The following is a 26,353-nucleotide window of genomic DNA, read 5'->3' as shown; positions in this document are numbered from 1 at the left end:
TACTTTAATATTATTCCTATTTATGTGTCATATACATTGTTTGTTCTTGTGAATTTATTCCAACTCTTATTATTAAAATAATACTGAAAAGTACCAAATATATAAAAGAATATATATAGGAATCTAAATACAAACATGTCAATAACTATAACAGCGTATAACCACTTTTTTTGCAGCCCCTCTACATAACGATTAGACTTAATTATAGCTGTTACCGAGTAGAGGTAATTAAAAATAACAGTTATCACAAGATAAGAAATCAAATGATTATTTATATTATTTTTTATATTTATTGAAGCAATTAAAATGTTTATTAACAGAACTCCTATAGAGATTGTGTTAATTAATACTGCATCTATTAATAAAAAAAAGCATAAATTGTGTTTAAAGAAATTTTTAAAAATAAACCTTCTGTTTTTTATTATTGAATCAATAAATCCTTTTTGCCATCTAATTCGTTGTATTACCAAATTCTTAAAACTCTCAGGACACTCAGTAAAACAAATTGCATTTTCATTGAAAATTACTTTCTTGTCATACTTAATTGCATACTCCTGGAGTCTTATAGTTATATCTATGTCTTCTCCTAATCCAGCTCTAAAACCACCAATTTCTAAAAGAACATCTCTTTTAAAAATACCGAATGCTCCAGAAATAATTGCTAATGCTTTATTATATGCCAAGGAAGCTTTATAAATATAAAACCCCTTTATATAGTCAAGGCTTTGTAAAAGTATCAAGAGTTTTGCAGGATTATTTAGCTTAAACATTTGCATAGTATGCACCGCTCCACCTGATGCTATTACCTTTTTATCAGCAAAGGTGTTATTCATAATCTTTAGTGCATCCTGCTTTAATATGCAGTCTGCATCGAGTGTCAAAACCAGTTCATTTTTACTGAACCTAACTCCTGCATTCAGGCTTTCTGCCTTACCGTTGTTTTCTTTATCAATTACATACATGTTGTTGTATACGCTTGACTTGTACATTCCTATGATTCCACCTAATAATTCAGTAGAATTATCTTCATTTAACTCCTCTAGGTGCAGTTGATCATTTAAAACTTCTAGTGTATTGTCACTTGAGCCATCATTAATAAATATTACCTCATAATTTTCATAATGGAGTTTTTTAAGGCCCTCTATTGTATACTTTAAAATAGGGGCTTCGTTATAACAAGGTATAAGTATTGTTATTCCTTTTTCAGGCTTTTTGTAGTTATAGGTAGGAATTTTATATTTTATTGCACAAATCATGTGAAAAAGCGAAAAAAATGTACTTAAAAATGTTATTACTGCAAATAACATAGGCTACTACCTTCTTTTTTTATTTATTGGGTTAATTTTAGAAGCTTTAACAATAAAACTTGACGGAAATAAGGTTTTATCATCAGGGCTACCTGGCCAATTACCACCTACCGCTTGATTTATAATAATATACATATATTCACTTGGAGAGGATTTTGACACATGTACTAGTTCCCCGTCAATATACCAAGCAAGCTCATTTTCACTCCAGCTAAGTGCCACTTTATATGTATCTTTTTTTATCACTTTTTTTTGAAAGTAGGTCTTCTGTTTTATACCTTTATCATCTAAATAGTGGAAAACTCCTGAAAAATCTTGAGGTGCACTGCCAACCATTTCAAAGATATCTATTTCAGGTAAGCTTGCATCTTCTACAGGCATTAGCCATATAGCTGGAAATAGTCCTTTACCTTCCTTTATCCAAATATCAAATTCAAAATAGCCATACAAATATCCATAAGTGCTCTCAACAAGGCCTGAGGTGTAACTTTTGTTTTCCTTTTCTTCTTTCTTAGATATGATGATTATCTCATTATCATTGATAGTTACGTTTTCTTTACAATAATATTGAAGTTCGTTGTTGTAGCTTTCTTTTCTTTCAATAGCTGTCCATAATACATTGCTTTTATCAATGTTTTCTGTGTTATTCTGTATATTCACCTTTTCCGATACCTCATTCTCATTTATCTCTGCTGAATCCATTGAAATTATTACTCTATTTAGGCTCCAGGCTAAAATAGCCATAATTAAAACAAAAAAAATTTTAATCTTAATCTTCATACATATCTCCGTAATTATAAGTTTCTATATTTATATTTTATATACAAATCTCATATTACATTTTTGTAAAATAAATTATCTTTTTTAAACATTTACCAAATAGATAGATATAAACTTTAACTGTAATTTAACTATTCCTTTAAAATAAAAACATCCATATATGTGTTTACACATATATGGATGTTAAGTAAATTTATAATATAACTCCACGCCATATACTTTTTAGTAATTGTATGTTACTCTGTCTTGTAATATCCTTAATCACTTTTTTTATTTATCTATTTCATTAACCAATTTATCAATCTTTTCTATCCATGACCCTTTTTTAATTTCACTATTACTAATATCACATATTGCTACTGGGTAAGCTTTAGAAAGTTCTCTCATCTCATTAAAAGCTTTTTCTCCTCCACCTCCTCCATGGGTACAAAGAAATGTAACCTTTGAAAATTTTTCTTTATTTTCACTTATATATGTTCTAACTGCACTTGCCATAGTGCCTGCCCAAATTGGTGTAGCAATAATTACAATATCATATTCTTTGGCATCAAACTTTGATGAGTTGATTTTTGTATTTACTTTTTTAACTGCATCTAAACCTGATTTAATATATCCTACTACTCCATTCCTATTTTTATTTTCTATAAGTTCTTCTAAATCACCAGATAACTTTTTAGCTAATTCACTGGCAATTTTCTTTGTATTTCCTGACCTGCTGTAGTAAACTATTAATACTCTTTTCTCTCCCATTATGAACTCTCCCCACATTTTTTATATATATAATTATACTTTATAGTAAAAAAATAAGAAGTAATTTTTTTACTTTCTCTGTCATAGATGAGTTTACTATGTGTTATAATATATACTGCTATTACAAAAGAAAGAGGTTGATTATTATAGAAAAAAACTTGAATGAATATAAAATTAAAGAAAATGTAGCTTATGTAGCATTAAAGAAAAAAGACGGCTCAACTATTGATTGTAAAATAGACATTGATGACTTGCAAAATGTATTAGATAATGGTCTTTGGTTTGCAGAATGGCATAAAGATTTTAATAGTTATTTAGTTCAGCATTATATCAAGGGACCTAAGGGTAGAGAAAAGCAAACTCTACACTCATTTATTTTAAGTAGCCATTCTAAAGTTCCTATAAGACACATAAATGGGGATACCTTAGATAACAGAAAATCTAACATAGAAATATATGATAAAAATACCCCTAATGATTATAGAGAACTAGATAATAAAACCGTTGCTTTAATATTAAGAGATAATTATGGCAGAGAAAATGGTAAAACTATAGTTGATAAGGAAGACTTAAATAAAGTTATGAGCTTTGGTTATGCTTGGGTTCCTTATAAAATCGGAACAAAGCCTTACGCTGTAGCAAACACCCCTTTTGGAAGAATCTTTTTAAATAGATTTATCATGGATACTCCTGAGGACATGATTACTAACCATATAAATCTCAACACCTTAGATAATAGAAAAGCTAATTTAGAAAATATAAGTTTAGAGACAGAGGAAGAATAAAATACCCCTTGGTGGAAATTTCTTTAGTAGAACTTCTGCCAAGGGTTCTGATTTTCTTTACACTTTCTAAATATTATGAGTTAGCCAATATTAATTTTTCAACAGCCTCTTTTTCATTTTCTAAGAAAAATATATCCTTTCCTTTGTTACACTCATAAATAAAATCTTTCAAACTCTTGCTTGAATACACTGAAAAATCACCAACTATAGCAATTTTAACGCGATAATTAATGAACTTTTGTAATATTTCTCCTGCAAGTTGTGTTTTTAATTGAAAAAACTCTTCACAAATTGCGGATTTATTTAAAACTATACTGTTGCAACCCGCTTCAAAGCTTACTGTTGCAATAAAATCCAACGCTGACTGAAGATCAGTTATAATCATCTCGCTACTACTGACAATAGCAATCTCTATATCTTTTTGTTTTATGGTAGTTATTTTCATATTCGTCCTCCAATTTATTATTATTTCTGCTCAATTAGCACTGTAATTACATTTAACATGTTCTCTATAAATTTCACACTTCCCCAAAGAATTACTCTTAATCTTTTATACTTCTCATCATATTTTACATGAGTGGTTGATTTTCCTATTTCTTCATTCTTGCAGTTCGCTATAGCTATAATTGTATTTGATATTCTTAAATATTCATCCTTTTCGACTTCATTAATATCTATTACAGTTGATACATTTATTCGCTGTGATATAGCTGCCGCCTCTTCTGTTACAGTGGAGTACTCAATCTTTAACTCTTCCTCTACTTTTTCATTGCCCATTCTAACATTATTTTTTTCCATAAAGACGTTTAAATCATGTCTTGAAATTCTCCACTGCTTTCCAACTTTACTTGCTCCAAGTGTACCTTCATTTATAAATTTTCTTATAGTTTTATGATGCATGCCTAATAGTTCCGCGATTTGATCTATTGTATAAAACTTATTCTCCATAAAGTTCTATCCTTTCTTAATTGCTTTATTCCTAAAGTATAATAAACTTCTTTTCCTCCGTCAATCATTTTATTGCATTTTATTATAATTAATTATATTTCATTACCCTTTATTGATATTAGCTTGCAATGTTGTTAGGGAAATATTTAATCATTACTACTGGAGCAATTTTACTTAATTGAGCATATAGCCTTTCCTGTACTGTTGATATTACAATTTTAAAAAACAAAATAAAAAACTATTTACTTCCTTGTATAGTTGAGCTTAAGGCTGATATAATTAAAATAATAACGATATTTATGAAGGAGATGGGACAAGTGATGAATATAATTATGAAAAATATTGCTTATGGTTCAAAAGAATATGAAGATTCTGTTGATCTTAGAAATGAAGTCTTTCGTAAGCCTTGGGGCCTTGATATTAAAAATGATGATTTAAGCCCTGACAAGGACATGGATATGTACGGTGCCTTCTTAGAGGGTAAATTGATTGCTACAGTTTTCTTAACAGAAGATGATAAAGAAAAAGCTAGAATTAAAAATGTAGCTATATTAAAAGAATATAGAGGAACGGGACTGGGAAGATACTTAATGGACTTTATAGAAAACATTGCCATAGAAAGAGGATATACTAAAGCCGTCCTTATGGGTAGAGTTTCAGTGGAAGACTTCTATAAAAAGTTAGGATATAAGACTATTAGTGAGCCCCGTGATTATAAGACCATTCCTCATGTAGATATGATAAAAGATTTATAGTTCATAGAAAATCAGATATAAGACAGTTAATCTTATATCTGATTTTCTTTACTAAGTCTTTTTTACACTTTTGTTTTTAATGATAAATTAAGATTATCCTATTTTTATTATAATTTCTAAATATGAAATTTCGTGATTATAATCTTATTTTTTTCTGATAGTAAGCAATTCTTTGGTCCAATATAACTAATAGAAAAAACAAGTATAACCATAATCACTCCCAACGTTATAATTGAAATTACAGGTTTAATAAACCAAGAGAACAAAAATCCACACATACCCACTGCTAACATTATAACAAGCATTTTTTTCAAACGGCATATAGCAATTCTAGGGTCATATTTTCTCTGTTCATCCACATCCATTTGCCAATACCACTTTATCCACTTAGAGGATTTTTCAACATTTACTATTGAAAGAACTATATATATTGCCAATGAAGCAAAAGTAATTACAACAATACCTCTTTGAAATTTATCCATTTTCCCCACCTCACAGTTTGGGATTTATATCACTTTCATCTTTAATTATTCCTTTTTGATAAGGCGACTAATGTTCCAGCCAATGCAATCACTAAACCTACGACGAAAATCCAACTCAGTACAGACGGAATAGTCTTATTAAACAGCGCAAGAAGAATCATGATGACAAGTACTATAATCTCAATCATGATTCCAACCTTTGCTCCCTTGTTAATCTTCATAGTTTCTTTCTCTCCTCTCTATCTACGAGTAGTCAAATTACTATTTGTACCATTATCTATAAATAATTCATGTATCACATTATTTCACTGTTGCAATCTAAAGTAGAAATAATCTTTAATACTAAAATAGCGCTGCAAATTTTGCAACGCTATTCTTCTTTTACTCTTTATGAGAAATTTCAACTTCCTCAGACTCTAAGTCTTCTAAAGGTTCACTCTCTGGTTTTTTAACAGTCTCTTTATTACCAAGACTTCCTATTAATTCGGATATATTTAAGCCAGTTAAATCCTTTAACACTTCAAAACCATTAGCAGCTACATCTGTTACTATTTTTGATACCTTTGAAGCACCTTGCGTTCCTCCATTATCTATAATAGTAATTTTGTCCACTTGTTCCATAGGCTTAGCAACTGAACTCATAATTTCAGGTAATTTACTTACAATTAATTCCACTACTGCAGCTTCACCATATTTAGCCATAGCCTCTGCAATCTTATCTTTTGTTTCTGCTTCTGCAAGACCTTTAGCTTTAATGGTGTCTGCTTCTGCCATACCTTTTAACCTTATAGCCTCTGCTTCTGCTTGCGCTTCAATCTTCTTAGCTTCAGCCTCTGCAATAGCCTTAATTTTAATTGCCTCAGCCTCAGCTTCAGCCTCTTTAATAGCCTTAATCTTATCAGCTTCTGCATTTACCTCTGTTTCATATTTCCTTGCATCAGCAGGTTTTTTAATCTTAGCAATTAATTCTTTTTCAACAACTAAGGCATTTTTCTCAGCTAGTGCAGCATTTTGGTCTGCTACCTTACCATTATTCTCTATTTCCTGAAGCTTGTATGCAACGTCTGCATTAGCCTTTGCTTTATCTTGCTCTGCACGATAACCTTGTAATTTTATCTCTTTATCTCTTTCGCTTTCAGCAATTTCTGCCTCAGCATTTAGTTTCGCCTTTTGACCTTCTCTGTTGGCATTAGCGGTCTTAATGTCTGTATCTCTTTTTCTTTCTGCTGTAGCTACATCTGCATCAGACTTTGCTTGAGCAATTTGAGGAGTGGCACGACTTTCTAAGTATCCACCTTGAGTTGAAATTTTTAATATACTATAGGATATAAGAAGTAATCCCATAGAATCTAACTCTTTTCTTATATCATCTTCAATTCTTTCCTCAAAAGTAGCTCTATCTTCGTTGATTTGCTCAACAGTTAATGTAGAAATAATACCTCTTAATTTCCCCTCAAGTATCTGCTCTACAATATCTCTTATAACTTTAACAGTGTTAGTGGAATTTCCACTACAAAACTGCTCTACAGCTTTTAGTATACTATCAGTTTCATTTTCAACCTTTACTACTGCAGTACCAACAATATTAACAAAAATCCCTTGCTTTGAAGGCGCTTCATTAACATCTGTAGTCATGGATATGTTTTCTAAAGAAATAGAACAGGATGTTTCTAAGAAAGGTATCATTATACCTCCTCGACCTGATAAAACCCTCTTCTTTAATCCTGTAATAACCATAGCTTTATCCGCCGGAACCCTTTTCCAACAAACTATAATAATTAGAATCACAACAACTATAGGAAAAACAACATATAGTCCTTTACCTACAGTACCTAACATCTCACTTAACAATATAATCCCCCCTTGTTTTCACTCCATTAACATTATACCATAAAATTTCCAATTTGTTACCTTTTTAACCATCTACAGTAGTTTAATTATTTTTTCTTTCAATTTTAAAAGCTCCGGTGACAGCAGTCTTTCTAACTTACTATGCTGATGAAAACCCACAAACATTTCTGTCTTAATTTCAGCAGGCTTTGAAGACAACACATAAATTCTATCAGATAAAAACAAAGCTTCATCTATATCATGGGTTATTAAAAGTATGGTGTTGTTTAGTTTACTTTTCATTTCTAAAAGCCATTTTTGCATATTTCCCTTTGTGATGGAGTCTAGTGATGCAAAAGGTTCATCCAGTAGCATTATATCCTCTGAGGCCATAAGAGTTCTTAAAAAACTTGCCCTTTGCTTCATACCTCCGGAAAGCTCTGAAGGATATTTATCTTCATATCCTTCAAGACCTACTATAGGAAGGTATTTTCTAACCTTTTCTTCCCATATCTTCTTATCTACTCTCTTTAGTATTAAAGGAAGTGCCACATTTTCCATGATAGTTTTCCAAGGAAGTAGCAGATCCTTTTGTTGCATATACCCTATGGTTCCATTTACCTTAATCTCTCCTCCATCTTGAGGAATTAGTCCCGTAACTATATTAAACAAGGTACTTTTACCACAACCACTAGGTCCCAATATGGATACAAATTCACCTTTATTTATGTGAATTGAAATATCCTTTAAAACTTCCACATTACCATATTTTTTCTCTATTCTATTTAGTGTTATAAGAGGGTTCTCCTCTTCCTTATGGTAAGAAACTGTTGGTAAATGCATCATCAACCATTAACTCCTTATCTATCAATCCATTGTCCTTCATAAATTTAGCATAGTTGCTCCAAACCTCTGATTTCATTACTCCCCACTTTGCAGCATTTCCTGTATATTTAGGGGCTAAAAACTTTTGACTTTCCACTACAAGCTTTTCTTCCAGCTCCGGAGCATACTTTAAAAGTATTTTAGCACTTTCTTCTGGATTTTCAATAGCAAATTTATAACCTTTTTCTGTAGCTTTTAAGAACTTTTTAACCTTTTCAGGGTTTTCCTTAATTGTTTTATTTCCAGCAATAAGTATTGGAGTATAGTAATTTAAAGCAGGGTCTAAATCCTTAACTGCTATATAGTTTAATTCAACTCCTCTTAGCTTTGCTTCAATTCCTGTCCAACCTTCAAATATCCAAGCAATATCTATATTTTTTTCAGTAGCAGCAAAGAAATCATCGTTACCAATACTTACATTTCTAATCTTGGTATAATCTGCACCATTTTTGCTCATAACAGCCTTAAGTACTGCTTCTTCTGAAGGTGAACCCCATCCTCCATAAATTTTTCCTTCGAAATCTTTAACCTTAGCTATATTTTTGCTTTTTGGTGAAGCAAAACCTGAAGTGTTGTCTTGTATAATTGTAGCTATAGCTTTAATTGGTAGTGGGTCTTTACTTGTTAGTGCATAGGTTACATCCTCTTGATAACTAACTCCAAAGTCTCCTTGACCTGTTGCAATTAAAGTTGCGGATGACCCCTCTGAAGGTTGAATAATTTCTACATCTAATCCCTCTTCTTTAAAGTATCCTTTTTCTAGAGCTACATATAATCCTGTGTGATTTGTATTAGGTGTCCAATCAAGTATTACCTTTGTTTTTTCTAATTCTGTTTTCCCCTTATCCTCACTTTTTTGTGTAGCGCAACCTGAAAAGGCTAATACCACTGTACTTACAATGCTTATTAATGATAATATTTTCTTTCTTCTCATAATTTAAAACTCCTCTCTTTTACTTCCAATGAATTAACTTATTTCCTATTAAATCAATTAAATAAATTATTAATATGCTAACTAAAATAATTACTAATATTGAAGCAAATACCTTATCTAATGCATAGGCATTTTTAGCCCTTACCATGTAAACTCCAATACCCTTGTCCCCTGCAAGCCATTCGCCAACTACTGCAGACATAATCATGTAGGTTCCTGCAATTTTTACTCCCGATAATAAATTTACCATGGCATAAGGTAGTTTTAGATGACAAAAGACTTGTAGCTTTGAAGCTTTCATTGTTTTAAATAGCCTTAAATAATCTTCATCTATCTTATCAAGACCGTCTATTAAACTTATTACTATGGGGAAAAAGCACACCATAATTACCATAACTATTTTAGGCAAAGTGCCAAAACCAAACCATATTATAAATAAAGGCGCTATGGCAATGGTTGGAATAGTTTGTGATATAACCAGTATTGGATAGAAGGACTTTTTAATAATTTGAAAACTATCCATTAAAATAGCAAGTATAAAGGCAAATACTAATGATAATCCAAACCCTACAAAGGCCTCATATAAAGTTACCTTTGTGTGGGTTATAATTAAATTAAAATCGCCCTTTAAAGCTTCTACTATATCCGTAGGCGATGGAACAATATAGTTTGGAACTTTATTTACTTCCACTATAATCTGCCAAAGTAAAGTTATGAGTAGTATAGTGCCTATAGGATATAACTTACTATCTATATTTGTAGATTTTTTCATCCATAGTTACCCCTTCACTTTTGTAGTCAATCTTTACTACAGAGCAAACCCTTGCTGCTCCTTCTTCTACACATATTTCCTGTGCCCTTTTAACAATTTGTAGTAAAGTGTCTAGCTCACCCTCCATAGTTGTCTCCATAGGTCCAACTTCGTATTTTACTCCCATAGAAGCTATATATTCTATAACCTTATCCACTACCGGATAAATTTTTTCCTCTGGAACGCTTGGTATAACTTGAATACTTAAATTAACATTAGCCATATGTTTCACCTTCTTTCTTCATTTTAAATATTAATTAATGTTTTTAAATTATCTTCTATAGCTTTTTTAACTTCCTTTTCAGGAAGGTTTTTTATTGTTGAAATTTTATTGACTATATTTTTAATGTAGCTTGGATAACCATATTCTCCATTTACCCATTCTAGGGCAGTGGGACCATCTGTTTCCGTTAAAATCCTATCTATAGGAATTGTTTTCACTATTTCCTCCGTAAGTTTTGAATACCCAATATCTACACTAATAGTAAAATAGCATCCATATTCTATGAATTTTGATATTAAGTCCACGGGGCCACTGTACCAGTGGATTATTGGCGTTCTTAAATTGTACTGTTTTATTAAATCTAGTATTTCTCTTTCAGCACCCTTAGTATGTAAATTTGTTACTTTATTATACTCCCTAGCTTTTTCTAAAAAATATTTCAACACCTTTAATTGATTAGGATATCTTTCTCTTTCTAGAACCCAATGAAAATCAAGGCCAATCTCCCCGATTATAGGAGTTTCCTTTATATATTTTTCAAACCTGTCCAAATCCTTATAATTATTATGAGCTCTCCAAGGGTGAACTCCAAAGCATGGAATTATAATTTGATTGTCTTTGCTAAGGCTTCTTGCAAATAAATAACTTTCCTCATCCATAGAACAAGCTAAAGTTATAATATGATTTTCTCTTATATCCTTTAAAGCTTCATTTAATTTATCTCCATAAAGTTCTAAATGGTTATGAGCATCAACATACATTTATACATCTCCTCTGAGCATATTAAAAAATAAAAAGCACTGCTATAAAACAGTGCTTAGGTATACCTTTTAATTATGTTCGCTTTCCTACGTCGGTTTTATCCGCATCAGGTTCGAAGGGTTAAAGTTTTAAACTTCTCTCAGCCATAAGGCACCCCCAGCACTAGATATTAAATTTAAAATTAAAATCTTTCTAAGTTATTGTATCACTAATAGGTTATAAAATAAAGGTATTTTTAATTTTATTAACTAATATATTATTTAATAGCTCCTTGTATTTCATCCGCCATCATATTAGTCGAGTTAAAGCCACCTACAGATACATACCAAATATGAGAATTAAGATATATAATTTTATTATTCTTATAGGCTGATGTAGTCTTAATTAAATCATTTTCCAAAACCTGTTTAGCAGTAGTGTTATTACCTACAACAGCACCTCTATCTATAACAAATATATAATCTGGATTCTTTTCTACTACATATTCAAAGGAAACATTTTGTCCATGAGTAGATGTTTTTATATTCTTATCGGCAGGAGTAAATCCAAATCCCTTGTGTATAATACCAAACCTTGAGTCTTCCCCATAGGCACTTAATGATCCTTCATTCACCATAAGAATTAACGCATTTTTTCCACTGGATTCTATATCTTCTTTTAGCATTTTAATATTATCATGAGTTTTTTTAAGTTCTTTATCTACAAACGCTTCTTTATCAAATATTTTGCCCAGTACTCTCATATTACTATTAAATGAATCAATGTAGTTTTCATTGCTTATAGTAAGATAAACAGTTGGAGAAATCTTTTTAAATTCCTCATATAATTTAGCTTGTCTTGCAGAAATAATAACTAAATCAGGCTTAAGTTCATTTATTTTTTCAAAATTCGGCTCCTGTAAAGTTCCTACATTAATATATTTATCATCCTTATATTTTTCAAGATGAGAAGGAATGTTTGATTTTGGTAGCGCAATTACGTCTATACCTATTTTATCAAGGGAATCTAATATACCATAGTCAAAAACCACTACTTTTTTAGGATTCTTATTTAATATAGTTTCTCCTAGTTCATGGGTAATGGTAAGTTCTCCACTCCCCTTATTGGAATTACTCTCTTTAAACTTTACTAACCCAAAGGCTGAAATAGCTGCTATTATTAAAATTGTTATCATCATACTTACTTTTTTATTCATTTTTTACCACCTCTATATTTTTTAATTAATTGTAATAAACACATATTTTATTGTTATCTATGTTTTTTATTTCAAAGTCCATGTTATATATTTTCTCTAGTACTGGCTTGTCAATAATTTCATCAGCATCACCATGGCTTATTAGTTTTCCGTCCTTTAAGGCTACTATATAATCTGAATAGCAGGATGCAAAATTAATATCATGTATAACTAAGATAATGGTCTTTCCAAGATCATCTACTAGGGATCTTAAAATTTTCATAATCTGGACTGAATGCTTCATATCCAAATTGTTAAGAGGCTCATCTAAAAGAATATAATCTGTATTTTGAGCAATAACCATTGCAATATAAGCCCTTTGCCTTTGTCCACCACTTAATTGATCAAGATATTTATTTTCTATATCTGAAAGCTTCATGTATTCTATGGCTTCATCTATATATTTTAAATCCTCTTTAGTAAGCTTCCCTTGAGAATAAGGGAACCTTCCAAAGCTCACCAGTTCTCTAATAGTTAATCTTATGTTTATGTGATTTGATTGCTTTAATATAGATAATTTTTTTGCTAAATTATCATTGTCCCAGTTAGAAACCTCCTTACCATCAATAAAAATTTCTCCTCCATCTCTTTTAACTAGGCGACTTATCATGGATAATAAAGTACTCTTTCCCGCTCCATTAGGACCAATAAAAGAAGTAATTTTCCCATCTAATATTTTCATAGATACATTATCTACAACATTTTTGTTCCCATATTTTTTTACTACATTTTTTATTTCAATCATGTTCTATTCTCCTTTAAAAGCAAATATATAAAATACACTCCACCAACAAAATTTATAATAACGCTTAAAGTTGTGTTGAAATTTATAACTCTTTCAATAACTAACTGCCCTCCAATTAGAGCAATTATACTTATTAACACAGAAGCTATAATCAAGTATCTATGCTTATATGTATTTATAAATTCTCGAGCAAGATTTACTACTAGTAATCCTAAAAAGGTTATGGGACCAACTAATGCCGTAGATACTGAAACCAATATAGATATTATAATTAACATCTTTTGGGTAACTTTGTCATAATCTACTCCTAGATTTATAGCTTGTTCTCTTCCTAAAGATAGTACATCTAAAATTTTCATATAATCATAGGCATAAACTATTATTAGAAGTACAATTACTATAGATATAAGCAATATCTCTGTATTAATATTATTAAAACTAGCAAACATTTTACCTTGCACAATGGCAAATTCATTAGGATCTATTAACATCTGCATAAAAGAAGATAAACTTTGAAATAAAGTTCCAAATATCAAACCTACCAAAAGTAAAAAGAAAATATTATTACTTTCTCTCTTAAACAATACTTTAAATAAAACTATTGAAAAAATCACCATTAAACTTACAGATATTACAAAATTAATATTATTGTTCGTAATATTTATATTAGTAGAGCCTAATAGAAAAACTACAGCGGTCTGAATAAACATATAAAGAAAATCTAATCCTAATACATTAGGCGTCAGTATACGATTATTAGTGATTGTTTGAAATATCATTGAGGAAAAAGCTATAGTTCCTCCCGTTAAAATCATTGCAATTACCGTTGGTACTCGCCTGGAAAGTATATACTGCCAGTTATTTGAATTTATACCAAGGCATATAAACAGCATAACTAGAACTATTGATATGGCTGAAAGGAAAATTATTTTTCTTTTACATTTCATATGCATTCCTCCTCATCAGCAAATAAAGAAATAATATACTACCTATTATCCCAACAGTAAGTCCAATGGATATTTCGTAAGGGTATATAATTACTCGTCCTAATATATCACAAAATAAAACAAATACTGCTCCTAATAATCCCACATGAGAAATTCCCTTTTTCATATTATCACCTAGATAAATGGTCACTATATTAGGAATAATAAGACCTAAAAATGGTATTTTACCTACCGTAATTACAACCAAGGATGATACTAAAGCAACAATAGCAATTCCCATATTTACTACCTTATTATAGTTGAGTCCTAAGTTTGTAGAAAAATCCTCTCCCATTCCTGCAACGGTAAACTTATTTGCATATAAAAAAGCAATAATTAAAAGAGGAACACTTAAGTATAAAAGTTCATATCTGCCTTTGATTACCATAGAAAAATTTCCTTGTAACCAAGAAGAAACATTTTGAACAAGATTGTACTTATATGCTAAAAAAGTTGTTACAGAATCAATGATATTTCCAAGCATTATACCAACAAGGGGTATGAATATAGTATTTTTCAGTTTTACTCTTTTAACTATTTTCATGAATAGAACTGTCCCTGCTAAGGAAAATGCAAAAGAAATTAACATTTTTTGCAAAGAACTAGCTTCTGTAAATACTATTAAAGAAACTAAAATTCCTAATTTAGCACAATCTACTGTTGCCGCTGTAGTTGGTGATATAAACTTATTACGACTTATCTGCTGCATGATTAGGCCACTTATACTCATGCTTGCCCCTGCTATGACAATACTGATTACTCGCGGTATTCTACTAATCAATACTATTTGAACCTTCTCTTCATTAAATCGAAGTATATCCAATGGAGATATTTCTTTTACTCCAATAAATATTGAAATTAATGATAAAATCATTAACGTTAAAAACAAGTATCGTTTCTTCATGTTCCCTCCTCCATATGAATAACTTTTTTCTATAGTTTGACACCCTGTATTTTATGATGATATAATTAACACTATGGATTAATTGATAATGATTATCATATTCATTTGTCTATGGTTATTATATAACTTTTTATTAGTTTAGTCTTTAAATATATTTATATCTTTGTAAATATATTTATATAATTTTAAGGAGTGATGTTTTATCTGTTTCAATAAAAAACATATTTGCGACACTGTAAGGAACTTTTTTCTATGTACTCATATTCCAATAAAAGCCTTTGATTATGATGGAACTTTAATTCATTCCGAAGGATATAGTAAAGATTTTGAGGATCTATTTATTAATAATGATGTTTATAAATTTTCAAGAGATGAGTTAAATAAAAAAGATTTTACTTCCATAGCAAACACAACCTATTTAAATAATATTAATTTTACAGCTTTCAATATTTGTCCTAAAAATATTAAAAAAGGAATATTTATGATGGGACCTTATACTTCCAATAATATAAATATGGCAAATGGAATAAATATTTTATATAAGCCTGCAGCTTGTATACCTCATTTAGTTTCATTGCTCTACAGTATGATAAAAGATAATAGCTATAATACGTCCTATAGTTTACATATAACAAAAGCTATAGATTATATAAATGAGCGCTATAGCCAACCTATAACACTATCAAATATTTCTCATTATTTAAATATTAACAGATGTTATTTTTGTAGTATGTTTAAAAAAGAAACTGGAAAATCTTTTTCTCACTTTTTGAATGAAGTAAGAATAGAAAAAAGCAAATCTCTTTTACTAAAGGAGACTTTATCTATATTAGAGGTATCCCTTTCTGTTGGTTTTAATAATCAAAATTACTACAATACAGTTTTTAAAAAAATTACTAATATGACTCCCCTGGAATACAGGAGCAAAATCTCCTAAGAAAAATGACAGAAATTGCGTTGAACAATCCCTCCCTTATTTAGTTTTTTTTCATAAACTAACTATATATACTTTTTTAGGAGGTTATACATGATTATACATGTTGTAAAGCCAGGTGATACCCTTTGGAAGATAGCAAGTTCTTATGGGGCATCCTTTCAAAGAACATTAGAAGTTAACCAGTTGCCTAATCCAAGTAAACTATTGATCGGACAGGCAATTCTAGTTCCCGTTGAAGGAACTTATCACATAGTACGTCCTGGGGAATCACTTTGGAAGATTGCTCAAACCTATAATACTACTGTTCAAGCTATTTTGATGAATAATGATATTCCTAATCCATCATCCATTTCTGTTGGTCAAAGATTATTAATTTCTGCCCCTAAGCCTAGACCTGAAGTTAGCGTAAATGGATATATATACGAATATGGACAAGATGCAGTTCCTATTGTTAATGAAGATGGTCCTTTTTTAACCTATCTAGCCCCATTTGCTTACAGGATTAAAGAAGATGGAGGCCTAGAACCTATTGATGATGTACCTGCAATAAAAGCTGCCTATGCTCACAACGTAGTTCCAATGATGTCTGTAACTAATTTTACTTCCACTGAACTTGGAGGAAATCTTGCACATACTGTTCTTAGCAGCCTGGAAATTAGTAATAAAGTAATAGACAATATACTTGCTATAATGAGAGAAAAAGATTATAAGGGAGTAAATATAGACTTTGAAAATGTTCTTCCTGCTGACCGCGAAAATTATAATCGTTTCCTTCAGCTTACTGTAGACAGATTGCACCCACAGGGATTTTTTGTTTCCACCGCTGTAGCACCAAAGGTAAGCGCAGAACAACCAGGAACTCTTTATGAAGCGCATGATTACGCAGCTCACGGTAGAATAGTTGATTTTGTAATCTTAATGACCTATGAATGGGGATATAGATTTGGTTCCCCTCAAGCAATTTCTCCAATAGATCAAATTAAAAGAGTGCTAGATTATGCTGTAACTGTTATCCCTAGAGATAAAATTTACTTCGGATTCCAACTCTATGCTAGAGATTGGGTCATTCCCCATGTTCAAGGACAACAAGCAGAAACCTTTAGTATGCAAGAAGCAATACGACGAGCAACACAATACAATGCAGTAATTCAATATGATACTAGAACTCAATCACCATTCTTTAGATATACAGATGAAAAAGGAGTAAGACATGAGGTATGGTTTGAGGATGCTAGAAGTGCTCAAGCAAAATTTGATATGGTAAAAGCCTATAAATTACCTGGAATAAGTTATTGGGCACTAGGTTTCCCCTTCCCGCAAAACTGGGTTCTACTGGCTGATAATTTTAGAATAAAAAAGCTTTTATAACCAGAAATTTAAAAGAGCCTACTTATTAAAGTAGACTCTTTTTGCTCTATTCATTAATATTTTTTAGAAGTTCCTTCACGTAATTAGGTAATACAAAAGATGCCTTGTGCAATTCTGTATTATAATAACGTGTTTTTAATCCCAAATCATTCCAAGCCTTTTCATTTAAATCTTCACTAGCATCATATTTCTTAGACGCATACCCAAATAGCCAGTGTCCTGATGCATATGTTGGAATAAATGCCTGATACACTTTAGCTATAGGGAAAAGCTCTTTAATTCTTGAATGAGCCCTTTTCATTGCATTTGCATTATAATCATAATAAGGACTTTCATGTTGGTTAACAAGTATACCATCTTCTTTTAAGGCTTTAAAACAATCTCTATAAAAATCTCTTGTGAAAAGTCCCTCTCCTGGACCAATAGGATCCGTAGAGTCAACAATGATTAAATCATATTGATTTTCAGTAGCTTTAACGAACTTAATCCCATCTTCAAAATATAGATTAACACGGCTATCATCGAATTTGCATGCTGTTTGTGGTAAATACTCTTTACACACATCCACCACTAGCTTATCGATTTCTACCATATCTATTTTCTCTATGGTTTCATATCGTGTAAGTTCGCGAACCGTCCCCCCGTCACCTGCTCCAATTACAAGGACATTTTTTATATTTGGATTTGTTGCCATTGGAACATGTACTATCATGTCGTGATAAATAAATTCATCTTTTTCCGTTAACATTATAAATCCATCAATGGTTAAAACCCTACCAAATTCCTTTGTCTCAAACACATCAATTCTTTGAAAATCACTTTTACCACTATATATTTGTTTGTCAACCTTTATAGAAAAATGCACATCCTCTGTGTGCTTTTCTGTAAACCATAATTCCATTACTTTCCCTCCAATAATTTTATACTTCCAACCCTTGTAAATTAATAGATGTTCATTCCACTAAATATTTCTATCATTTCTTTACTTAAACTATCTTTTATTGCACGTCTTTCTTTTGGCGAAAGCTCATAGGTATCTGTATTAAAAAGATAATTTTGAAGATCTATCTCTTTTATCAGCATTTTAGTGTGAAAAATATTAGATTGATAAACATTCACATCAATTGCATCATATTTTGTTAGCGTCTCAGGTTCTATATAATTTTGTATTGAATTTATATCATGATCTATAAAACATTTCTTACCATCAACATCTCGAGTGAATCCTCTTACACGATAATCAATTGTAATAATGTCAGAATCAAAACTTCCTATTAAATAATTTAAAGCATTTAGGGGTGATATTCGTCCACAGGTAGAAACATCGATATCCACTCTAAAAGTTGTTATTGCATTTTCCGGGTGAAATTCTGGATATGTGTGCACCGTAACATGACTTTTATCAAGATGTGCCACAACGGTTTCACGAGTTTCTAAAACCGTAAGCCCACTTTTACTACAGGACTTATCAATCAAATGCTCAGGTAAAGCCTCTTCACTTATAAGCAAGGTAACACTTGCACCTTGAGGGTCATAATCCTGCTTTGAAATATTAAGCACATGTGCTCCAATCATTTCTGTAACATCACATAAAATTTTCGTAAGCCTTTCAGAGTTATACTGCTCATCGATATATTCAATATAATCCTTTTGCTCACGCTCGCTTTTCGCGTAGCAAACATCATAAATGTTAAAACTAAGTGTTTTTGTGAGGTTATTAAAGCCATAAAGTTTCAGCTTTTCGTTCAATTCAAACATCACGATCCTTTCATAAATAAATATCTAATCGAAATAATACGGCAAAATCGGCTAAATGTCAATATATTTCGTCATAATCCATGTACTATGGAATTTAATCTCATTTTAACCATCAAAACCTCTTAAACTCTCAATTTTTCTATAGGACTAGCTGTCCACGCCTATTAATTTCCAAAAATAAAAAAGTTCCTAGTTATAAAGAAAATACAAATTGTATTCTCTATATAACCAGGAATTCAAAGTATATTATATAAAGTAGGATCTTAATCTTTCTTTTTCCTCTTCAGTGGCAAAGGAGGCATGTATACTATTAAAATAAATCTCTTTATAATCTTCGTAAGTTAAATTAAACTCCTTGAAAATAATATCATATTCATTATTTAAATTCGTATTCGATACCGTTCTATTATCCGTATTAACTGTTACTTTAATTCCATCCTTATAAAAATCATAAATTGGGTGCTCTTTATAATTATTTACAGCTTTAGTTTGCACATTACTTGTTGGGCACATTTCAAGGATAATTTTTTTGCTTTTTACAATATGATAGGCCTCTATGCAATCTTTTATAAAAACTCCATGACCAATCCTTTCAGCTTTAAGCATTTCCACAGCTTCTAATACATTTTTACCAATACCTGTTTCACCTGCATGAATAGTTACCCTATAACCATATTCTCTAGCTAAGGCAATAGGCTCTATAAATTTTTTAGAAAAACCTTCTCCTTCACTTCCACATAGGTCTATGGCCACTACCCCCTTTTGAAGAAACTTTCTTCCTGATTCTATTACATGGTAAACATTATCCAAAGACGTGCTTCTTAAACAACCTATTATTAAATTCCCTTTTATATCATGTTTCTTTTCTGCATCTTTAATTCCAAGGAGTACACTTTGAATCACTTCTTCAACAGTTAATCCCTTTTTTATGTGAAGTAATGGTGCAAATCTCACCTCAATATACTTTACATTTTCTTTTGCTGCATCTTCTAAAAGTTCGTAAGCAACTCTTCTTAAGCTTTCCTTAGATTGCATAATATCTACAGGTATTGCAAAGGTTTTTAAATATTCCACAAGAGAATTACATTCTAATGGTGCAATCATTATATTTTTAATAGTTTCTATATCATAGCTTGGAATATCTACTTTTTCCATTTTTGCAATATCAATTACTGTTTCAGGTCTTAAACTTCCATCTAAGTGGCAATGCAACTCAATTTTAGGCAACTTTACGAAATCCATAACATTCCTCCTTTTTATATTTTATGATTTCCAAAAGCAAAAAATTTCTGATTACGAAGAAAATACCCGTAAGGTATCCTCTTCGTAATCAGAAATTATTGGTTCCTGGTAGAGACCCCCAAACCGTATCATTGGAGTTATACGAAGTTTTAATAAATTTTTAAATAATTATATCATATACAAGATAATAGTCAAGTTTAAAGCTGAAATATAGTTTTACCTTCAATAATAGTATGCTTTATATTAAGCTCATCATCAAATATAATAATATCCGCATCTTTTCCAACTTCTATGCTTCCTTTTTTGCTATCCATGTGTATAACTCTCGCAGGGTTTAATGTTGCCATAGCTATGACCTCGTGAAGCTGAAGCTTTGTATTTTCTAACACATTTCTTACTGCCTTGTTTAAAGTTAAAATACTTCCCGCCAGTGTACCATCCTCTAATCTAGCTGAATTATCTTTAACTATAACCTTTTGTTCTCCTAATTCAGATATACCATCTTTCATACATCCAGCTCTCATGGAATCAGTGATTAGTATAACTTTCTCTTTTCCCTTTATATCAACAAACATTTGAAATATGCCTGGATGAACATGTATTTTATCAGCTATAAGCTCACAACTTATTTTACTGCTAAAAATAGCGCCAACAACTCCAGGTTTTCTATGATTTAGTGGGGTCATTGCATTAAAAGTATGCGTACCATAGCTTATTCCCATATCTACAGCTTTCATTGCTTCTTCGTAAGTTGCATTTGAATGACCTATAGATAATACAATATTGGTTTCTTCTTTCACCTTACTTATAAAATTAAAATTATTATCTTTTTCTGGAGCTAAGGTTATAATTTTTATTACATCTTCGTATCCCTTTACAAAATCAATATCAGGGGATATTATGTACTCTTCCTTTTGTGCCCCCTTAAATTTTTCATTTATAAAAGGCCCTTCCAAGTGGGTTCCAAATATCTTTGCCCCGCCGAGCTCCATATTCATTCCTTCTTTAATAATATCCAATGCTCTATAGATTTTTTCTCTACTCATAGTCATAGTGGTTGGCAGAAAGCCCGTAACACCATTTTTAGATATTACCTTGCTTATAACTTTTAAGTCTTCAATGGAGCCATCCATGGTATCACTTCCGCCAGACCCATGAATATGTAAATCTATAAAACCTGGTGAAATATAATTTTCTTTAGCATCAATTATTTCTATTTTTTCATTTACGTTTTTTTCCGCAATATCCCTAAACTCATTTGCATCTATTATTTCTCTAATTTTCTCATCAAATAGTAGTCCTTTTCCTTTTAATACGCAATCCTTTGTAATAATCTTTCCATTAACAATAACCCTCACAACTATTCGCCCCCAAAGCCTTTCTTAATTTCAATATATTACACCACTTATTTTATTACAAGTGTTTTATAATATATTTTATAAGGTTAAAGTCAACATATTTTATTAAACTTCTCAACCCCACTTAACATATGATATAATATCATAGTATAACTATTGGACTAACATCCAAAATATAGGAGGAAATATGAAAAAGGAAAGATCTTTAGCGAAATTAATAATAATTGCGACAATCTTTATATCACTCATATTTGTATACTCAGCAAAAAAAGATATTACAGTAACTGTAGATGGTGAAGAAAAAAAATTTACCACCTATCAAACTACCCTTGGAAAAGCATTAAAAAGTGCAAATATAGAGCTTCATGAAAAAGATAAGATTAATAAGGATTTAAATTCAAAAATAGCTAAAAATGAAAGTATAGCCATTAAACGAGCCGTAGATGTTAAAATTACAATGTATGATGAAGACTTTACAGTAAAATCTGCTGAAGACAATGTAAATGATATGTTAAATGCAGAAAAAATAACTTTTAGGCCTGAAGACAAAATTTTACCATCATTAAGTTCAGAATTATCTGAAGGTATGGAAGTAGAGATTATAAAGGTTGAGAAGAAATTAACCACAGAATCAGCACCAATACAATTTAAAACCATAACCCAAAAGGATGATAATTTATTGAAATCAAAGACAAAGGTTTTGCAAGAGGGACAAACCGGCCAAAAGGAAGTTACTTTAGAAACAATTTACGAAAATGGCGCTGAAGTTTCTAAAAAAGTAATTAAAGAAATTGTAACTAAAAAGCCTAGGGATAAAATTGTAGCTCAAGGTACCTTACAAACCCTATCCGCTTCTAGAGGAGATATCAACGGAAGCTCACAGGTACTAAAAGTTAAGGCCACTGCTTACTGGGCAGTTTATGGAGTAGGAAGCACCTATACTGCTTCTGGGAAAAAAGCCGTAAGAAACCCCGAAGGATATAGTACCATCGCTGTAGACCCTCGAGTTATTCCTATGGGAACTAAAATGTATGTAGAAGGTTATGGTTATGCCATAGCTGCAGATACAGGCTCTGCTGTAAAAGGAAAGTTTATAGATGTTTTCTTCAACACTTATAAAGAGGCTTGTAACTGGGGAGTAAAATATGTAAATGTGCATATTTTGAAATAAATAAAAGCATGGTATGCAATTCAATTGCATACCATGCTTTATATTTACCTTCCTTTAGTAACAAGTAAAGCTCTTGATGTCCTTTAAATCTACACCAAAATACACCCATCGATTACCTTGGTATCTCCATCCTGAAGCAGAAGTCCTTCCTACATAAATAAGATAAGCCCAAAAGGATTTACCATTTTTCATCCATATATATGAGAACCTGTACACACAAGGTTTTATTGCTCCTGGATCAACTGCTTGTAGCTCTACATCAGGAGTTTGTGTCAATTGTGGTGTGATATTAGGCGGTGGAGTTGTTGGCGGTCCCTGCCTACACCCTATTTTCAATGGGTAATTTACTATGGGAGCATAGTATGGACAATTACGATACATAAGTATCCTCCTATAACATTTTTAACTCTTTTACCATTATATTGAACATTGCTATGATTGTGACAATCCATATGTTTATTTTATAGATACAGAAATCTTTGAAGAATTTATTAATTATTTTTGCAAATAATATTTAGTAAATAAATGATTGGAGGATTTTTTATGCAAATAGATTCAGTGGATATAATAAGAGAATTACTTTTAAAAGATACTAGTAGCAATGGCTTTATACCCAGCAGTGTTGAAAGAGTTAAGAAAAATACTAATTATAAAGACAACTTAAAAATAGCAAATGATATTATAACTAAAATTAATTACTATAAGGATAAAGATGAAGAAGCCATAGAAAGAAGATTAAATGAGTTAAGTGTGGAGTGGGATATTGAAAGAATATTAGAATTAAATGCATCTATAATAATTTTAGTTGGATTAATTTTTGGAACGTGGATAAATAAAAAATTCTTTTTGATTTCTGCTTTGGCAGGAGCATTCCTATTACAACACTCAATACAAGGATGGTGTCCTCCTGTAGCTCCATTAAGAAAGCTATGTATAAAAACTCCCTATGAAATATTTACCGAGATTATAGCGTTAAAGGTTTTAAACCTACAAAATAAATGTTAAAAAAGAGTCCTAAGGACTGAATACCGTATTAGACAGGGCTTAGTCCTTTTAATTTGTTCTTTATACGTTTGTTGCTATAGTAATGTATATAATCTTCTTCAATTTGTTTATCCATAATAAAATGCACCTCTAAATACCAGATTCATCTCTGATATCTAAGGTGCACTTCATAACGCCTCACTTTTAAGTATTATTCCCTCACTTCTTCCACAACAGTTTTCGCTTCATTATAAATTTTACTTAATTGTTGTATAGGTGGATTATAAGGGTTGATCCAACCACGCTTTATAGATAGCTCAGTAAGTGCTGTATGCCCTCCAATTATTGCATTTAAAGAACCAGAATACACAGCTCTTAATTCAGGAGTAGGAGCTGTCAATGTAGCTTTTAAATAGGCATCAGCTGCCATCATTCCTGAAGCAAGCATATTTGTAGACAAAGTTTCATCATTTAATTCTGTACTACTTTTAATCATATTTGTAATTATATTTGCCATATTTTATACCTCCTTTGTATTCATAATATTATTTTCGCTGATAAATTGTTGTATTCCTTTTATTCTACCCTCTGTAGCTAATTCACTGGACTCACCTTGCCTTTTTAAATCCTCATCTGATATTAGCCCATTTATAGTTCTTTGAACAACTAAGCCATCTCTTTCCATTTCCAATAAAGCTTTTAAGGTTAATAATTCTCCTTCTGAAAGTTTTCTCATTTTTTTCCCTCCATGAAATAATTTATTTATTGCTTTATTATGTGACTATTTTAAAATCATTAACCATGAAAATATTACCTTCTTCTTTATTTAAATAAAAATAACACTTACAAAAGTAACCGTTATTTTATAAGTTCTATTTAGTATAATATTTGTTATTATAACCGTTTAAAAACACCTTTTCATATTTTAATGTCTCTTCATCATGAGGAGCCTTTACTTCATCCGGATATCCTATGGCCACAATAGCTTCCACCATAATATTTTCTGGAATATTTAAAACCTTACGTACAAAGTCTTCTGATTTAGTATTTTCATCATGGTTTCTTTCTCTAATTTGAATCCAGCAGGAGCCAAGTCCCATATCCTCTGAAGCTAAGTGAAGAACTGTAGTAGCAATGGCTGTATCTTCTATCCAAACATTGCTCTTGCTTGGATCCCCAAGAATAACAATTGCCAGTGCTGCATCTTTTAAAAATGCTCCTCCAGCTTGCTTAGCTTTAGATAACTCTTCTAAAATATTTTTGTCATCTACAATTATAAATTCCCAAGGCATAGAATTCTTTGATGTAGGAGAAAGTAACGCACATTCTATTAATTTTTCAATCTTATCCTTTTCAATTTTTATGTCCTTATACTTTCTTATGCTTCTTCTCTTTTTTACTAACTCTAACATTAAAAACCCTCCATTTTTAGTTTTTATATTATTTCGTTCTATATTATATACTTATTGTATACAATATTAGAAATCATTACAAACCTTAAATATACTATAGAGCAGAAATTAATATTCTGATATACTTAAATTGTAAATCAAAATATAAGCGAGGGCAGTTATGAATTTTTTCAAAACCTTTAAAAACAGTATTTTTTCTATTAATTCCTACAAGGAACTTGTTAACGAAAAGTTTGGTAAATCTTTATTGTATCTTACTATATTATCTCTCATATTCTCTACTTTTATTGCCATAAAAACTGGATTGTCTTTAAATAAAGGCTACAACTATCTTGTAACCCTTTATAATAATGATTTCCCAGAATTTCAATTTAATTATGGTACTTTAAATGTAGATGTAAATATGCCATATATTCTTCAAGATGAAGAAACAGGCGAGATTTTATTTATTGATACTAGAGATGGTGCTGACAAAACCATTGTAGAGGAATATAATAGTGGATTGTTTATCTTCAAAGAGCAGGCTATAGCAATAAAAGATAATGGGCGTACGATTTCAACCTATAACTATAATGAATTTAATTCTAGTATAGGATATAATTATTTTACAAAAGAGGATTTAAAAGACCTTTTCCCTATGTTTGAAAAGATTAAAGCTTATTTATATGTAATAATTTTTATAGTTTACTTTATTTATAAAGCCATAAGCCTTTTATTCCTATCAATTTTTTATGCAATAGTATCTTTTGTGATTGGCAAAATTATGAAAGTAGATTTAATTTTTGATAAGCTATGGACTATATGTGTATATGCCCTTACCCTGCCAACTATACTTGGGATATTAGCCTCAGGCTTTGCTTTACCAATTCCATATTTTAAATTTTTAAAGTTTATTATAACCATTGTTTATATAGTTTTAGCTCTAAAGCTATTAAAAGTAAAAGATAATGAAGATAACAATAATCAATTAATTTATTCTCAGAACTAAGTATAAAAGGACAG

The 26,353-nt window shown here is 30.7% G+C and carries 33 protein-coding genes and 2 riboswitches; of the genes, 7 read left to right on the top strand and 26 right to left on the bottom strand.

The window, feature by feature from the left end:
• Positions 1–20 precede the first annotated feature (20 nt).
• From ABDZ69_RS05515 to ABDZ69_RS05505, 3 genes are all read right to left on the bottom strand, one after another.
• The gene (locus tag ABDZ69_RS05515) at positions 21–1,307 is read right to left on the bottom strand and encodes a glycosyltransferase family 2 protein (RefSeq protein WP_343767483.1); all 1,287 of its coding nucleotides are present in this window, start codon (positions 1,305–1,307) and stop codon (positions 21–23) included.
• Between the two features lie 6 nt (positions 1,308–1,313).
• Positions 1,314–2,087 (bottom strand): glycoside hydrolase family 16 protein, encoded by a 774-nt coding sequence (locus tag ABDZ69_RS05510; RefSeq protein ID WP_343767480.1) that lies wholly within the window; start codon positions 2,085–2,087, stop codon positions 1,314–1,316.
• A gap of 270 nt (positions 2,088–2,357) precedes the next feature.
• A complete protein-coding gene (locus ABDZ69_RS05505; protein WP_343767478.1) occupies positions 2,358–2,837 on the bottom strand; it encodes a flavodoxin family protein in 480 nt (159 codons plus the stop codon).
• Positions 2,838–2,995: 158 nt separating this feature from the next.
• On the opposite strand from ABDZ69_RS05505, the gene ABDZ69_RS05500 reads away from it, so the two are divergent.
• Entirely contained in the window at positions 2,996–3,622 is a 627-nt protein-coding gene (locus tag ABDZ69_RS05500; protein ID WP_343767477.1) for a hypothetical protein, read from the top strand.
• A gap of 73 nt (positions 3,623–3,695) precedes the next feature.
• Here the strand turns inward: ABDZ69_RS05500 and ABDZ69_RS05495 are convergent, their stop codons facing one another.
• Positions 3,696–4,067, bottom strand: coding sequence for a DUF4180 domain-containing protein (locus ABDZ69_RS05495; RefSeq protein ID WP_343767475.1), 372 nt, complete (start codon positions 4,065–4,067; stop codon positions 3,696–3,698).
• 20 nt (positions 4,068–4,087) lie between these two features.
• A complete protein-coding gene (locus ABDZ69_RS05490) occupies positions 4,088–4,570 on the bottom strand; it encodes a helix-turn-helix domain-containing protein (RefSeq protein WP_343767473.1) in 483 nt (160 codons plus the stop codon).
• Between the two features lie 320 nt (positions 4,571–4,890).
• Here ABDZ69_RS05490 and ABDZ69_RS05485 point away from each other — a divergent pair, with 320 nt between their 5' ends.
• Complete coding sequence (locus ABDZ69_RS05485; protein WP_343769590.1) at positions 4,891–5,325, top strand: GNAT family N-acetyltransferase; 435 nt, start codon at positions 4,891–4,893, stop codon at positions 5,323–5,325.
• Positions 5,326–5,441: 116 nt separating this feature from the next.
• Here ABDZ69_RS05485 and ABDZ69_RS05480 read toward each other — a convergent pair whose 3' ends face one another.
• From ABDZ69_RS05480 to ABDZ69_RS05425, 12 genes are all read right to left on the bottom strand, one after another.
• A complete protein-coding gene (locus ABDZ69_RS05480; RefSeq protein WP_343767471.1) occupies positions 5,442–5,807 on the bottom strand; it encodes a hypothetical protein in 366 nt (121 codons plus the stop codon).
• A gap of 41 nt (positions 5,808–5,848) precedes the next feature.
• Positions 5,849–6,028 (bottom strand): hypothetical protein, encoded by a 180-nt coding sequence (locus ABDZ69_RS05475; RefSeq protein ID WP_343767468.1) that lies wholly within the window; start codon positions 6,026–6,028, stop codon positions 5,849–5,851.
• A 160-nt stretch (positions 6,029–6,188) separates the two neighbouring features.
• Positions 6,189–7,658 carry a flotillin family protein gene (locus ABDZ69_RS05470; protein ID WP_343767467.1) on the bottom strand — a complete coding sequence of 490 codons (1,470 nt, stop codon included), beginning with the start codon at positions 7,656–7,658 and terminating at the stop codon, positions 6,189–6,191.
• Between the two features lie 72 nt (positions 7,659–7,730).
• Positions 7,731–8,483, bottom strand: coding sequence for an ABC transporter ATP-binding protein (locus tag ABDZ69_RS05465; RefSeq protein ID WP_343769589.1), 753 nt, complete (start codon positions 8,481–8,483; stop codon positions 7,731–7,733).
• Entirely contained in the window at positions 8,452–9,456 is a 1,005-nt protein-coding gene (locus ABDZ69_RS05460) for an ABC transporter substrate-binding protein (RefSeq protein ID WP_343767465.1), read from the bottom strand. The genes ABDZ69_RS05465 and ABDZ69_RS05460 overlap by 32 nt, the downstream gene beginning before the upstream one ends.
• A 19-nt stretch (positions 9,457–9,475) precedes the next feature.
• Entirely contained in the window at positions 9,476–10,228 is a 753-nt protein-coding gene (locus ABDZ69_RS05455; RefSeq protein ID WP_343767463.1) for an ABC transporter permease, read from the bottom strand.
• A complete protein-coding gene (locus ABDZ69_RS05450; protein ID WP_343767460.1) occupies positions 10,203–10,490 on the bottom strand; it encodes a thiamine-binding protein in 288 nt (95 codons plus the stop codon). Before ABDZ69_RS05450 ends, ABDZ69_RS05455 begins: the two co-directional genes overlap by 26 nt.
• A gap of 23 nt (positions 10,491–10,513) precedes the next feature.
• Complete coding sequence (locus ABDZ69_RS05445) at positions 10,514–11,251, bottom strand: TatD family hydrolase (RefSeq protein ID WP_343767457.1); 738 nt, start codon at positions 11,249–11,251, stop codon at positions 10,514–10,516.
• Between the two features lie 67 nt (positions 11,252–11,318).
• Positions 11,319–11,420: riboswitch (TPP riboswitch) on the bottom strand.
• An 88-nt stretch (positions 11,421–11,508) separates the two neighbouring features.
• On the bottom strand, positions 11,509–12,447 hold the full coding sequence (locus tag ABDZ69_RS05440) for a siderophore ABC transporter substrate-binding protein (RefSeq protein WP_343767455.1): 939 nt from the start codon (positions 12,445–12,447) through the stop codon (positions 11,509–11,511).
• 25 nt (positions 12,448–12,472) lie between these two features.
• Positions 12,473–13,231, bottom strand: coding sequence for an iron ABC transporter ATP-binding protein (locus ABDZ69_RS05435; RefSeq protein ID WP_343767453.1), 759 nt, complete (start codon positions 13,229–13,231; stop codon positions 12,473–12,475).
• Complete coding sequence (locus ABDZ69_RS05430; protein ID WP_343767451.1) at positions 13,228–14,178, bottom strand: iron chelate uptake ABC transporter family permease subunit; 951 nt, start codon at positions 14,176–14,178, stop codon at positions 13,228–13,230. The genes ABDZ69_RS05435 and ABDZ69_RS05430 overlap by 4 nt, the downstream gene beginning before the upstream one ends.
• Entirely contained in the window at positions 14,168–15,121 is a 954-nt protein-coding gene (locus tag ABDZ69_RS05425) for an ABC transporter permease (protein WP_343767448.1), read from the bottom strand. Before ABDZ69_RS05425 ends, ABDZ69_RS05430 begins: the two co-directional genes overlap by 11 nt.
• A gap of 481 nt (positions 15,122–15,602) precedes the next feature.
• Between ABDZ69_RS05425 and ABDZ69_RS05420 the strand changes: the two genes are divergently transcribed.
• Together ABDZ69_RS05420 and ABDZ69_RS05415 are read left to right on the top strand one after the other, a co-directional pair.
• Positions 15,603–16,058, top strand: a complete 456-nt coding sequence (locus ABDZ69_RS05420) for a helix-turn-helix domain-containing protein (protein WP_343767446.1) — start codon at positions 15,603–15,605, stop codon at positions 16,056–16,058.
• A gap of 90 nt (positions 16,059–16,148) precedes the next feature.
• Entirely contained in the window at positions 16,149–17,426 is a 1,278-nt protein-coding gene (locus ABDZ69_RS05415; RefSeq protein ID WP_343767444.1) for a glycoside hydrolase family 18 protein, read from the top strand.
• A 46-nt stretch (positions 17,427–17,472) separates the two neighbouring features.
• On the opposite strand, the gene speE is transcribed toward ABDZ69_RS05415, so the two are convergent.
• The 4 genes from speE to nagA form a co-directional block, all read right to left on the bottom strand.
• A complete protein-coding gene (speE, locus tag ABDZ69_RS05410; RefSeq protein ID WP_343767442.1) occupies positions 17,473–18,327 on the bottom strand; it encodes a polyamine aminopropyltransferase in 855 nt (284 codons plus the stop codon).
• Positions 18,328–18,368: 41 nt separating this feature from the next.
• Positions 18,369–19,184, bottom strand: coding sequence for an adenosylmethionine decarboxylase (speD, locus tag ABDZ69_RS05405; RefSeq protein ID WP_343767440.1), 816 nt, complete (start codon positions 19,182–19,184; stop codon positions 18,369–18,371).
• A gap of 246 nt (positions 19,185–19,430) precedes the next feature.
• The gene (add, locus tag ABDZ69_RS05400) at positions 19,431–20,426 is read right to left on the bottom strand and encodes an adenosine deaminase (protein WP_343767438.1); all 996 of its coding nucleotides are present in this window, start codon (positions 20,424–20,426) and stop codon (positions 19,431–19,433) included.
• A 65-nt stretch (positions 20,427–20,491) separates the two neighbouring features.
• Positions 20,492–20,591, bottom strand: a riboswitch (purine riboswitch).
• Positions 20,592–20,623: 32 nt separating this feature from the next.
• A complete protein-coding gene (gene nagA / locus ABDZ69_RS05395; protein WP_343767436.1) occupies positions 20,624–21,784 on the bottom strand; it encodes an N-acetylglucosamine-6-phosphate deacetylase in 1,161 nt (386 codons plus the stop codon).
• 187 nt (positions 21,785–21,971) lie between these two features.
• On the opposite strand from nagA, the gene ABDZ69_RS05390 reads away from it, so the two are divergent.
• Positions 21,972–22,955: a resuscitation-promoting factor gene (locus tag ABDZ69_RS05390; RefSeq protein ID WP_343767433.1), complete on the top strand. Its 984-nt coding sequence runs from the start codon at positions 21,972–21,974 to the stop codon at positions 22,953–22,955.
• A gap of 54 nt (positions 22,956–23,009) precedes the next feature.
• Here the strand turns inward: ABDZ69_RS05390 and ABDZ69_RS05385 are convergent, their stop codons facing one another.
• Positions 23,010–23,336: a hypothetical protein gene (locus ABDZ69_RS05385; protein ID WP_343767431.1), complete on the bottom strand. Its 327-nt coding sequence runs from the start codon at positions 23,334–23,336 to the stop codon at positions 23,010–23,012.
• A 162-nt stretch (positions 23,337–23,498) separates the two neighbouring features.
• Between ABDZ69_RS05385 and ABDZ69_RS05380 the strand changes: the two genes are divergently transcribed.
• On the top strand, positions 23,499–23,960 hold the full coding sequence (locus tag ABDZ69_RS05380; protein WP_343767429.1) for a YgaP-like transmembrane domain: 462 nt from the start codon (positions 23,499–23,501) through the stop codon (positions 23,958–23,960).
• A 28-nt stretch (positions 23,961–23,988) separates the two neighbouring features.
• Here ABDZ69_RS05380 and ABDZ69_RS05375 read toward each other — a convergent pair whose 3' ends face one another.
• The 4 genes from ABDZ69_RS05375 to ABDZ69_RS05360 all read right to left on the bottom strand — a co-directional run bounded on the left by ABDZ69_RS05375 (position 23,989) and on the right by ABDZ69_RS05360 (position 25,351).
• Positions 23,989–24,075, bottom strand: a complete 87-nt coding sequence (locus ABDZ69_RS05375) for an IS3 family transposase (RefSeq protein WP_425544642.1) — start codon at positions 24,073–24,075, stop codon at positions 23,989–23,991.
• 75 nt (positions 24,076–24,150) lie between these two features.
• The gene (locus ABDZ69_RS05370) at positions 24,151–24,456 is read right to left on the bottom strand and encodes a spore coat protein (RefSeq protein ID WP_343767427.1); all 306 of its coding nucleotides are present in this window, start codon (positions 24,454–24,456) and stop codon (positions 24,151–24,153) included.
• Between the two features lie 3 nt (positions 24,457–24,459).
• Positions 24,460–24,675 (bottom strand): hypothetical protein, encoded by a 216-nt coding sequence (locus ABDZ69_RS05365; protein ID WP_343767425.1) that lies wholly within the window; start codon positions 24,673–24,675, stop codon positions 24,460–24,462.
• Positions 24,676–24,811: 136 nt separating this feature from the next.
• On the bottom strand, positions 24,812–25,351 hold the full coding sequence (locus ABDZ69_RS05360) for a nitroreductase family protein (RefSeq protein ID WP_343767423.1): 540 nt from the start codon (positions 25,349–25,351) through the stop codon (positions 24,812–24,814).
• 160 nt (positions 25,352–25,511) lie between these two features.
• Here ABDZ69_RS05360 and ABDZ69_RS05355 point away from each other — a divergent pair, with 160 nt between their 5' ends.
• Positions 25,512–26,339 carry a DUF1189 domain-containing protein gene (locus tag ABDZ69_RS05355; protein WP_343767421.1) on the top strand — a complete coding sequence of 276 codons (828 nt, stop codon included), beginning with the start codon at positions 25,512–25,514 and terminating at the stop codon, positions 26,337–26,339.
• Positions 26,340–26,353 lie beyond the last annotated feature (14 nt).

This window comes from Clostridium malenominatum, from assembly GCF_039521365.1.
Lineage (GTDB): Bacteria > Bacillota > Clostridia > Clostridiales > Clostridiaceae > Clostridium_AW > Clostridium_AW malenominatum.
Note: the sequence above shows the minus strand (reverse complement) of the source record. Positions and strands in the feature narration are given on the sequence as shown.

What these genes read in the sequence shown, in the direction of transcription:
- ABDZ69_RS05375 (WP_425544642.1), bottom strand. Translation starts at nt 24,075, where the DNA reads ATGGATAAACAAATTGAAGAAGATTATATACATTACTATAGCAACAAA.
- ABDZ69_RS05450 (WP_343767460.1), bottom strand. Translation starts at nt 10,490, where the DNA reads ATGGCTAATGTTAATTTAAGTATTCAAGTTATACCAAGCGTTCCAGAG.
- ABDZ69_RS05385 (WP_343767431.1), bottom strand. Translation starts at nt 23,336, where the DNA reads ATGTATCGTAATTGTCCATACTATGCTCCCATAGTAAATTACCCATTG.
- ABDZ69_RS05445 (WP_343767457.1), bottom strand. Translation starts at nt 11,251, where the DNA reads ATGTATGTTGATGCTCATAACCATTTAGAACTTTATGGAGATAAATTA.
- ABDZ69_RS05440 (WP_343767455.1), bottom strand. Translation starts at nt 12,447, where the DNA reads ATGAATAAAAAAGTAAGTATGATGATAACAATTTTAATAATAGCAGCT.
- add (WP_343767438.1), bottom strand. Translation starts at nt 20,426, where the DNA reads ATGGATTTCGTAAAGTTGCCTAAAATTGAGTTGCATTGCCACTTAGAT.
- ABDZ69_RS05430 (WP_343767451.1), bottom strand. Translation starts at nt 14,178, where the DNA reads ATGAAATGTAAAAGAAAAATAATTTTCCTTTCAGCCATATCAATAGTT.
- speD (WP_343767440.1), bottom strand. Translation starts at nt 19,184, where the DNA reads ATGTTTGAATTGAACGAAAAGCTGAAACTTTATGGCTTTAATAACCTC.
- ABDZ69_RS05505 (WP_343767478.1), bottom strand. Translation starts at nt 2,837, where the DNA reads ATGGGAGAGAAAAGAGTATTAATAGTTTACTACAGCAGGTCAGGAAAT.
- ABDZ69_RS05510 (WP_343767480.1), bottom strand. Translation starts at nt 2,087, where the DNA reads ATGAAGATTAAGATTAAAATTTTTTTTGTTTTAATTATGGCTATTTTA.
- speE (WP_343767442.1), bottom strand. Translation starts at nt 18,327, where the DNA reads ATGGAATTATGGTTTACAGAAAAGCACACAGAGGATGTGCATTTTTCT.
- ABDZ69_RS05390 (WP_343767433.1), top strand. Translation starts at nt 21,972, where the DNA reads ATGAAAAAGGAAAGATCTTTAGCGAAATTAATAATAATTGCGACAATC.
- ABDZ69_RS05495 (WP_343767475.1), bottom strand. Translation starts at nt 4,067, where the DNA reads ATGAAAATAACTACCATAAAACAAAAAGATATAGAGATTGCTATTGTC.
- ABDZ69_RS05360 (WP_343767423.1), bottom strand. Translation starts at nt 25,351, where the DNA reads ATGTTAGAGTTAGTAAAAAAGAGAAGAAGCATAAGAAAGTATAAGGAC.
- ABDZ69_RS05365 (WP_343767425.1), bottom strand. Translation starts at nt 24,675, where the DNA reads ATGAGAAAACTTTCAGAAGGAGAATTATTAACCTTAAAAGCTTTATTG.
- ABDZ69_RS05485 (WP_343769590.1), top strand. Translation starts at nt 4,891, where the DNA reads ATGAATATAATTATGAAAAATATTGCTTATGGTTCAAAAGAATATGAA.
- ABDZ69_RS05425 (WP_343767448.1), bottom strand. Translation starts at nt 15,121, where the DNA reads ATGAAGAAACGATACTTGTTTTTAACGTTAATGATTTTATCATTAATT.
- ABDZ69_RS05475 (WP_343767468.1), bottom strand. Translation starts at nt 6,028, where the DNA reads ATGAAGATTAACAAGGGAGCAAAGGTTGGAATCATGATTGAGATTATA.
- ABDZ69_RS05380 (WP_343767429.1), top strand. Translation starts at nt 23,499, where the DNA reads ATGCAAATAGATTCAGTGGATATAATAAGAGAATTACTTTTAAAAGAT.
- ABDZ69_RS05415 (WP_343767444.1), top strand. Translation starts at nt 16,149, where the DNA reads ATGATTATACATGTTGTAAAGCCAGGTGATACCCTTTGGAAGATAGCA.
- ABDZ69_RS05370 (WP_343767427.1), bottom strand. Translation starts at nt 24,456, where the DNA reads ATGGCAAATATAATTACAAATATGATTAAAAGTAGTACAGAATTAAAT.
- ABDZ69_RS05490 (WP_343767473.1), bottom strand. Translation starts at nt 4,570, where the DNA reads ATGGAGAATAAGTTTTATACAATAGATCAAATCGCGGAACTATTAGGC.
- ABDZ69_RS05420 (WP_343767446.1), top strand. Translation starts at nt 15,603, where the DNA reads ATGATGGGACCTTATACTTCCAATAATATAAATATGGCAAATGGAATA.
- ABDZ69_RS05515 (WP_343767483.1), bottom strand. Translation starts at nt 1,307, where the DNA reads ATGTTATTTGCAGTAATAACATTTTTAAGTACATTTTTTTCGCTTTTT.
- ABDZ69_RS05465 (WP_343769589.1), bottom strand. Translation starts at nt 8,483, where the DNA reads ATGATGCATTTACCAACAGTTTCTTACCATAAGGAAGAGGAGAACCCT.
- ABDZ69_RS05355 (WP_343767421.1), top strand. Translation starts at nt 25,512, where the DNA reads ATGAATTTTTTCAAAACCTTTAAAAACAGTATTTTTTCTATTAATTCC.
- ABDZ69_RS05460 (WP_343767465.1), bottom strand. Translation starts at nt 9,456, where the DNA reads ATGAGAAGAAAGAAAATATTATCATTAATAAGCATTGTAAGTACAGTG.
- ABDZ69_RS05435 (WP_343767453.1), bottom strand. Translation starts at nt 13,231, where the DNA reads ATGATTGAAATAAAAAATGTAGTAAAAAAATATGGGAACAAAAATGTT.
- ABDZ69_RS05455 (WP_343767463.1), bottom strand. Translation starts at nt 10,228, where the DNA reads ATGAAAAAATCTACAAATATAGATAGTAAGTTATATCCTATAGGCACT.
- ABDZ69_RS05480 (WP_343767471.1), bottom strand. Translation starts at nt 5,807, where the DNA reads ATGGATAAATTTCAAAGAGGTATTGTTGTAATTACTTTTGCTTCATTG.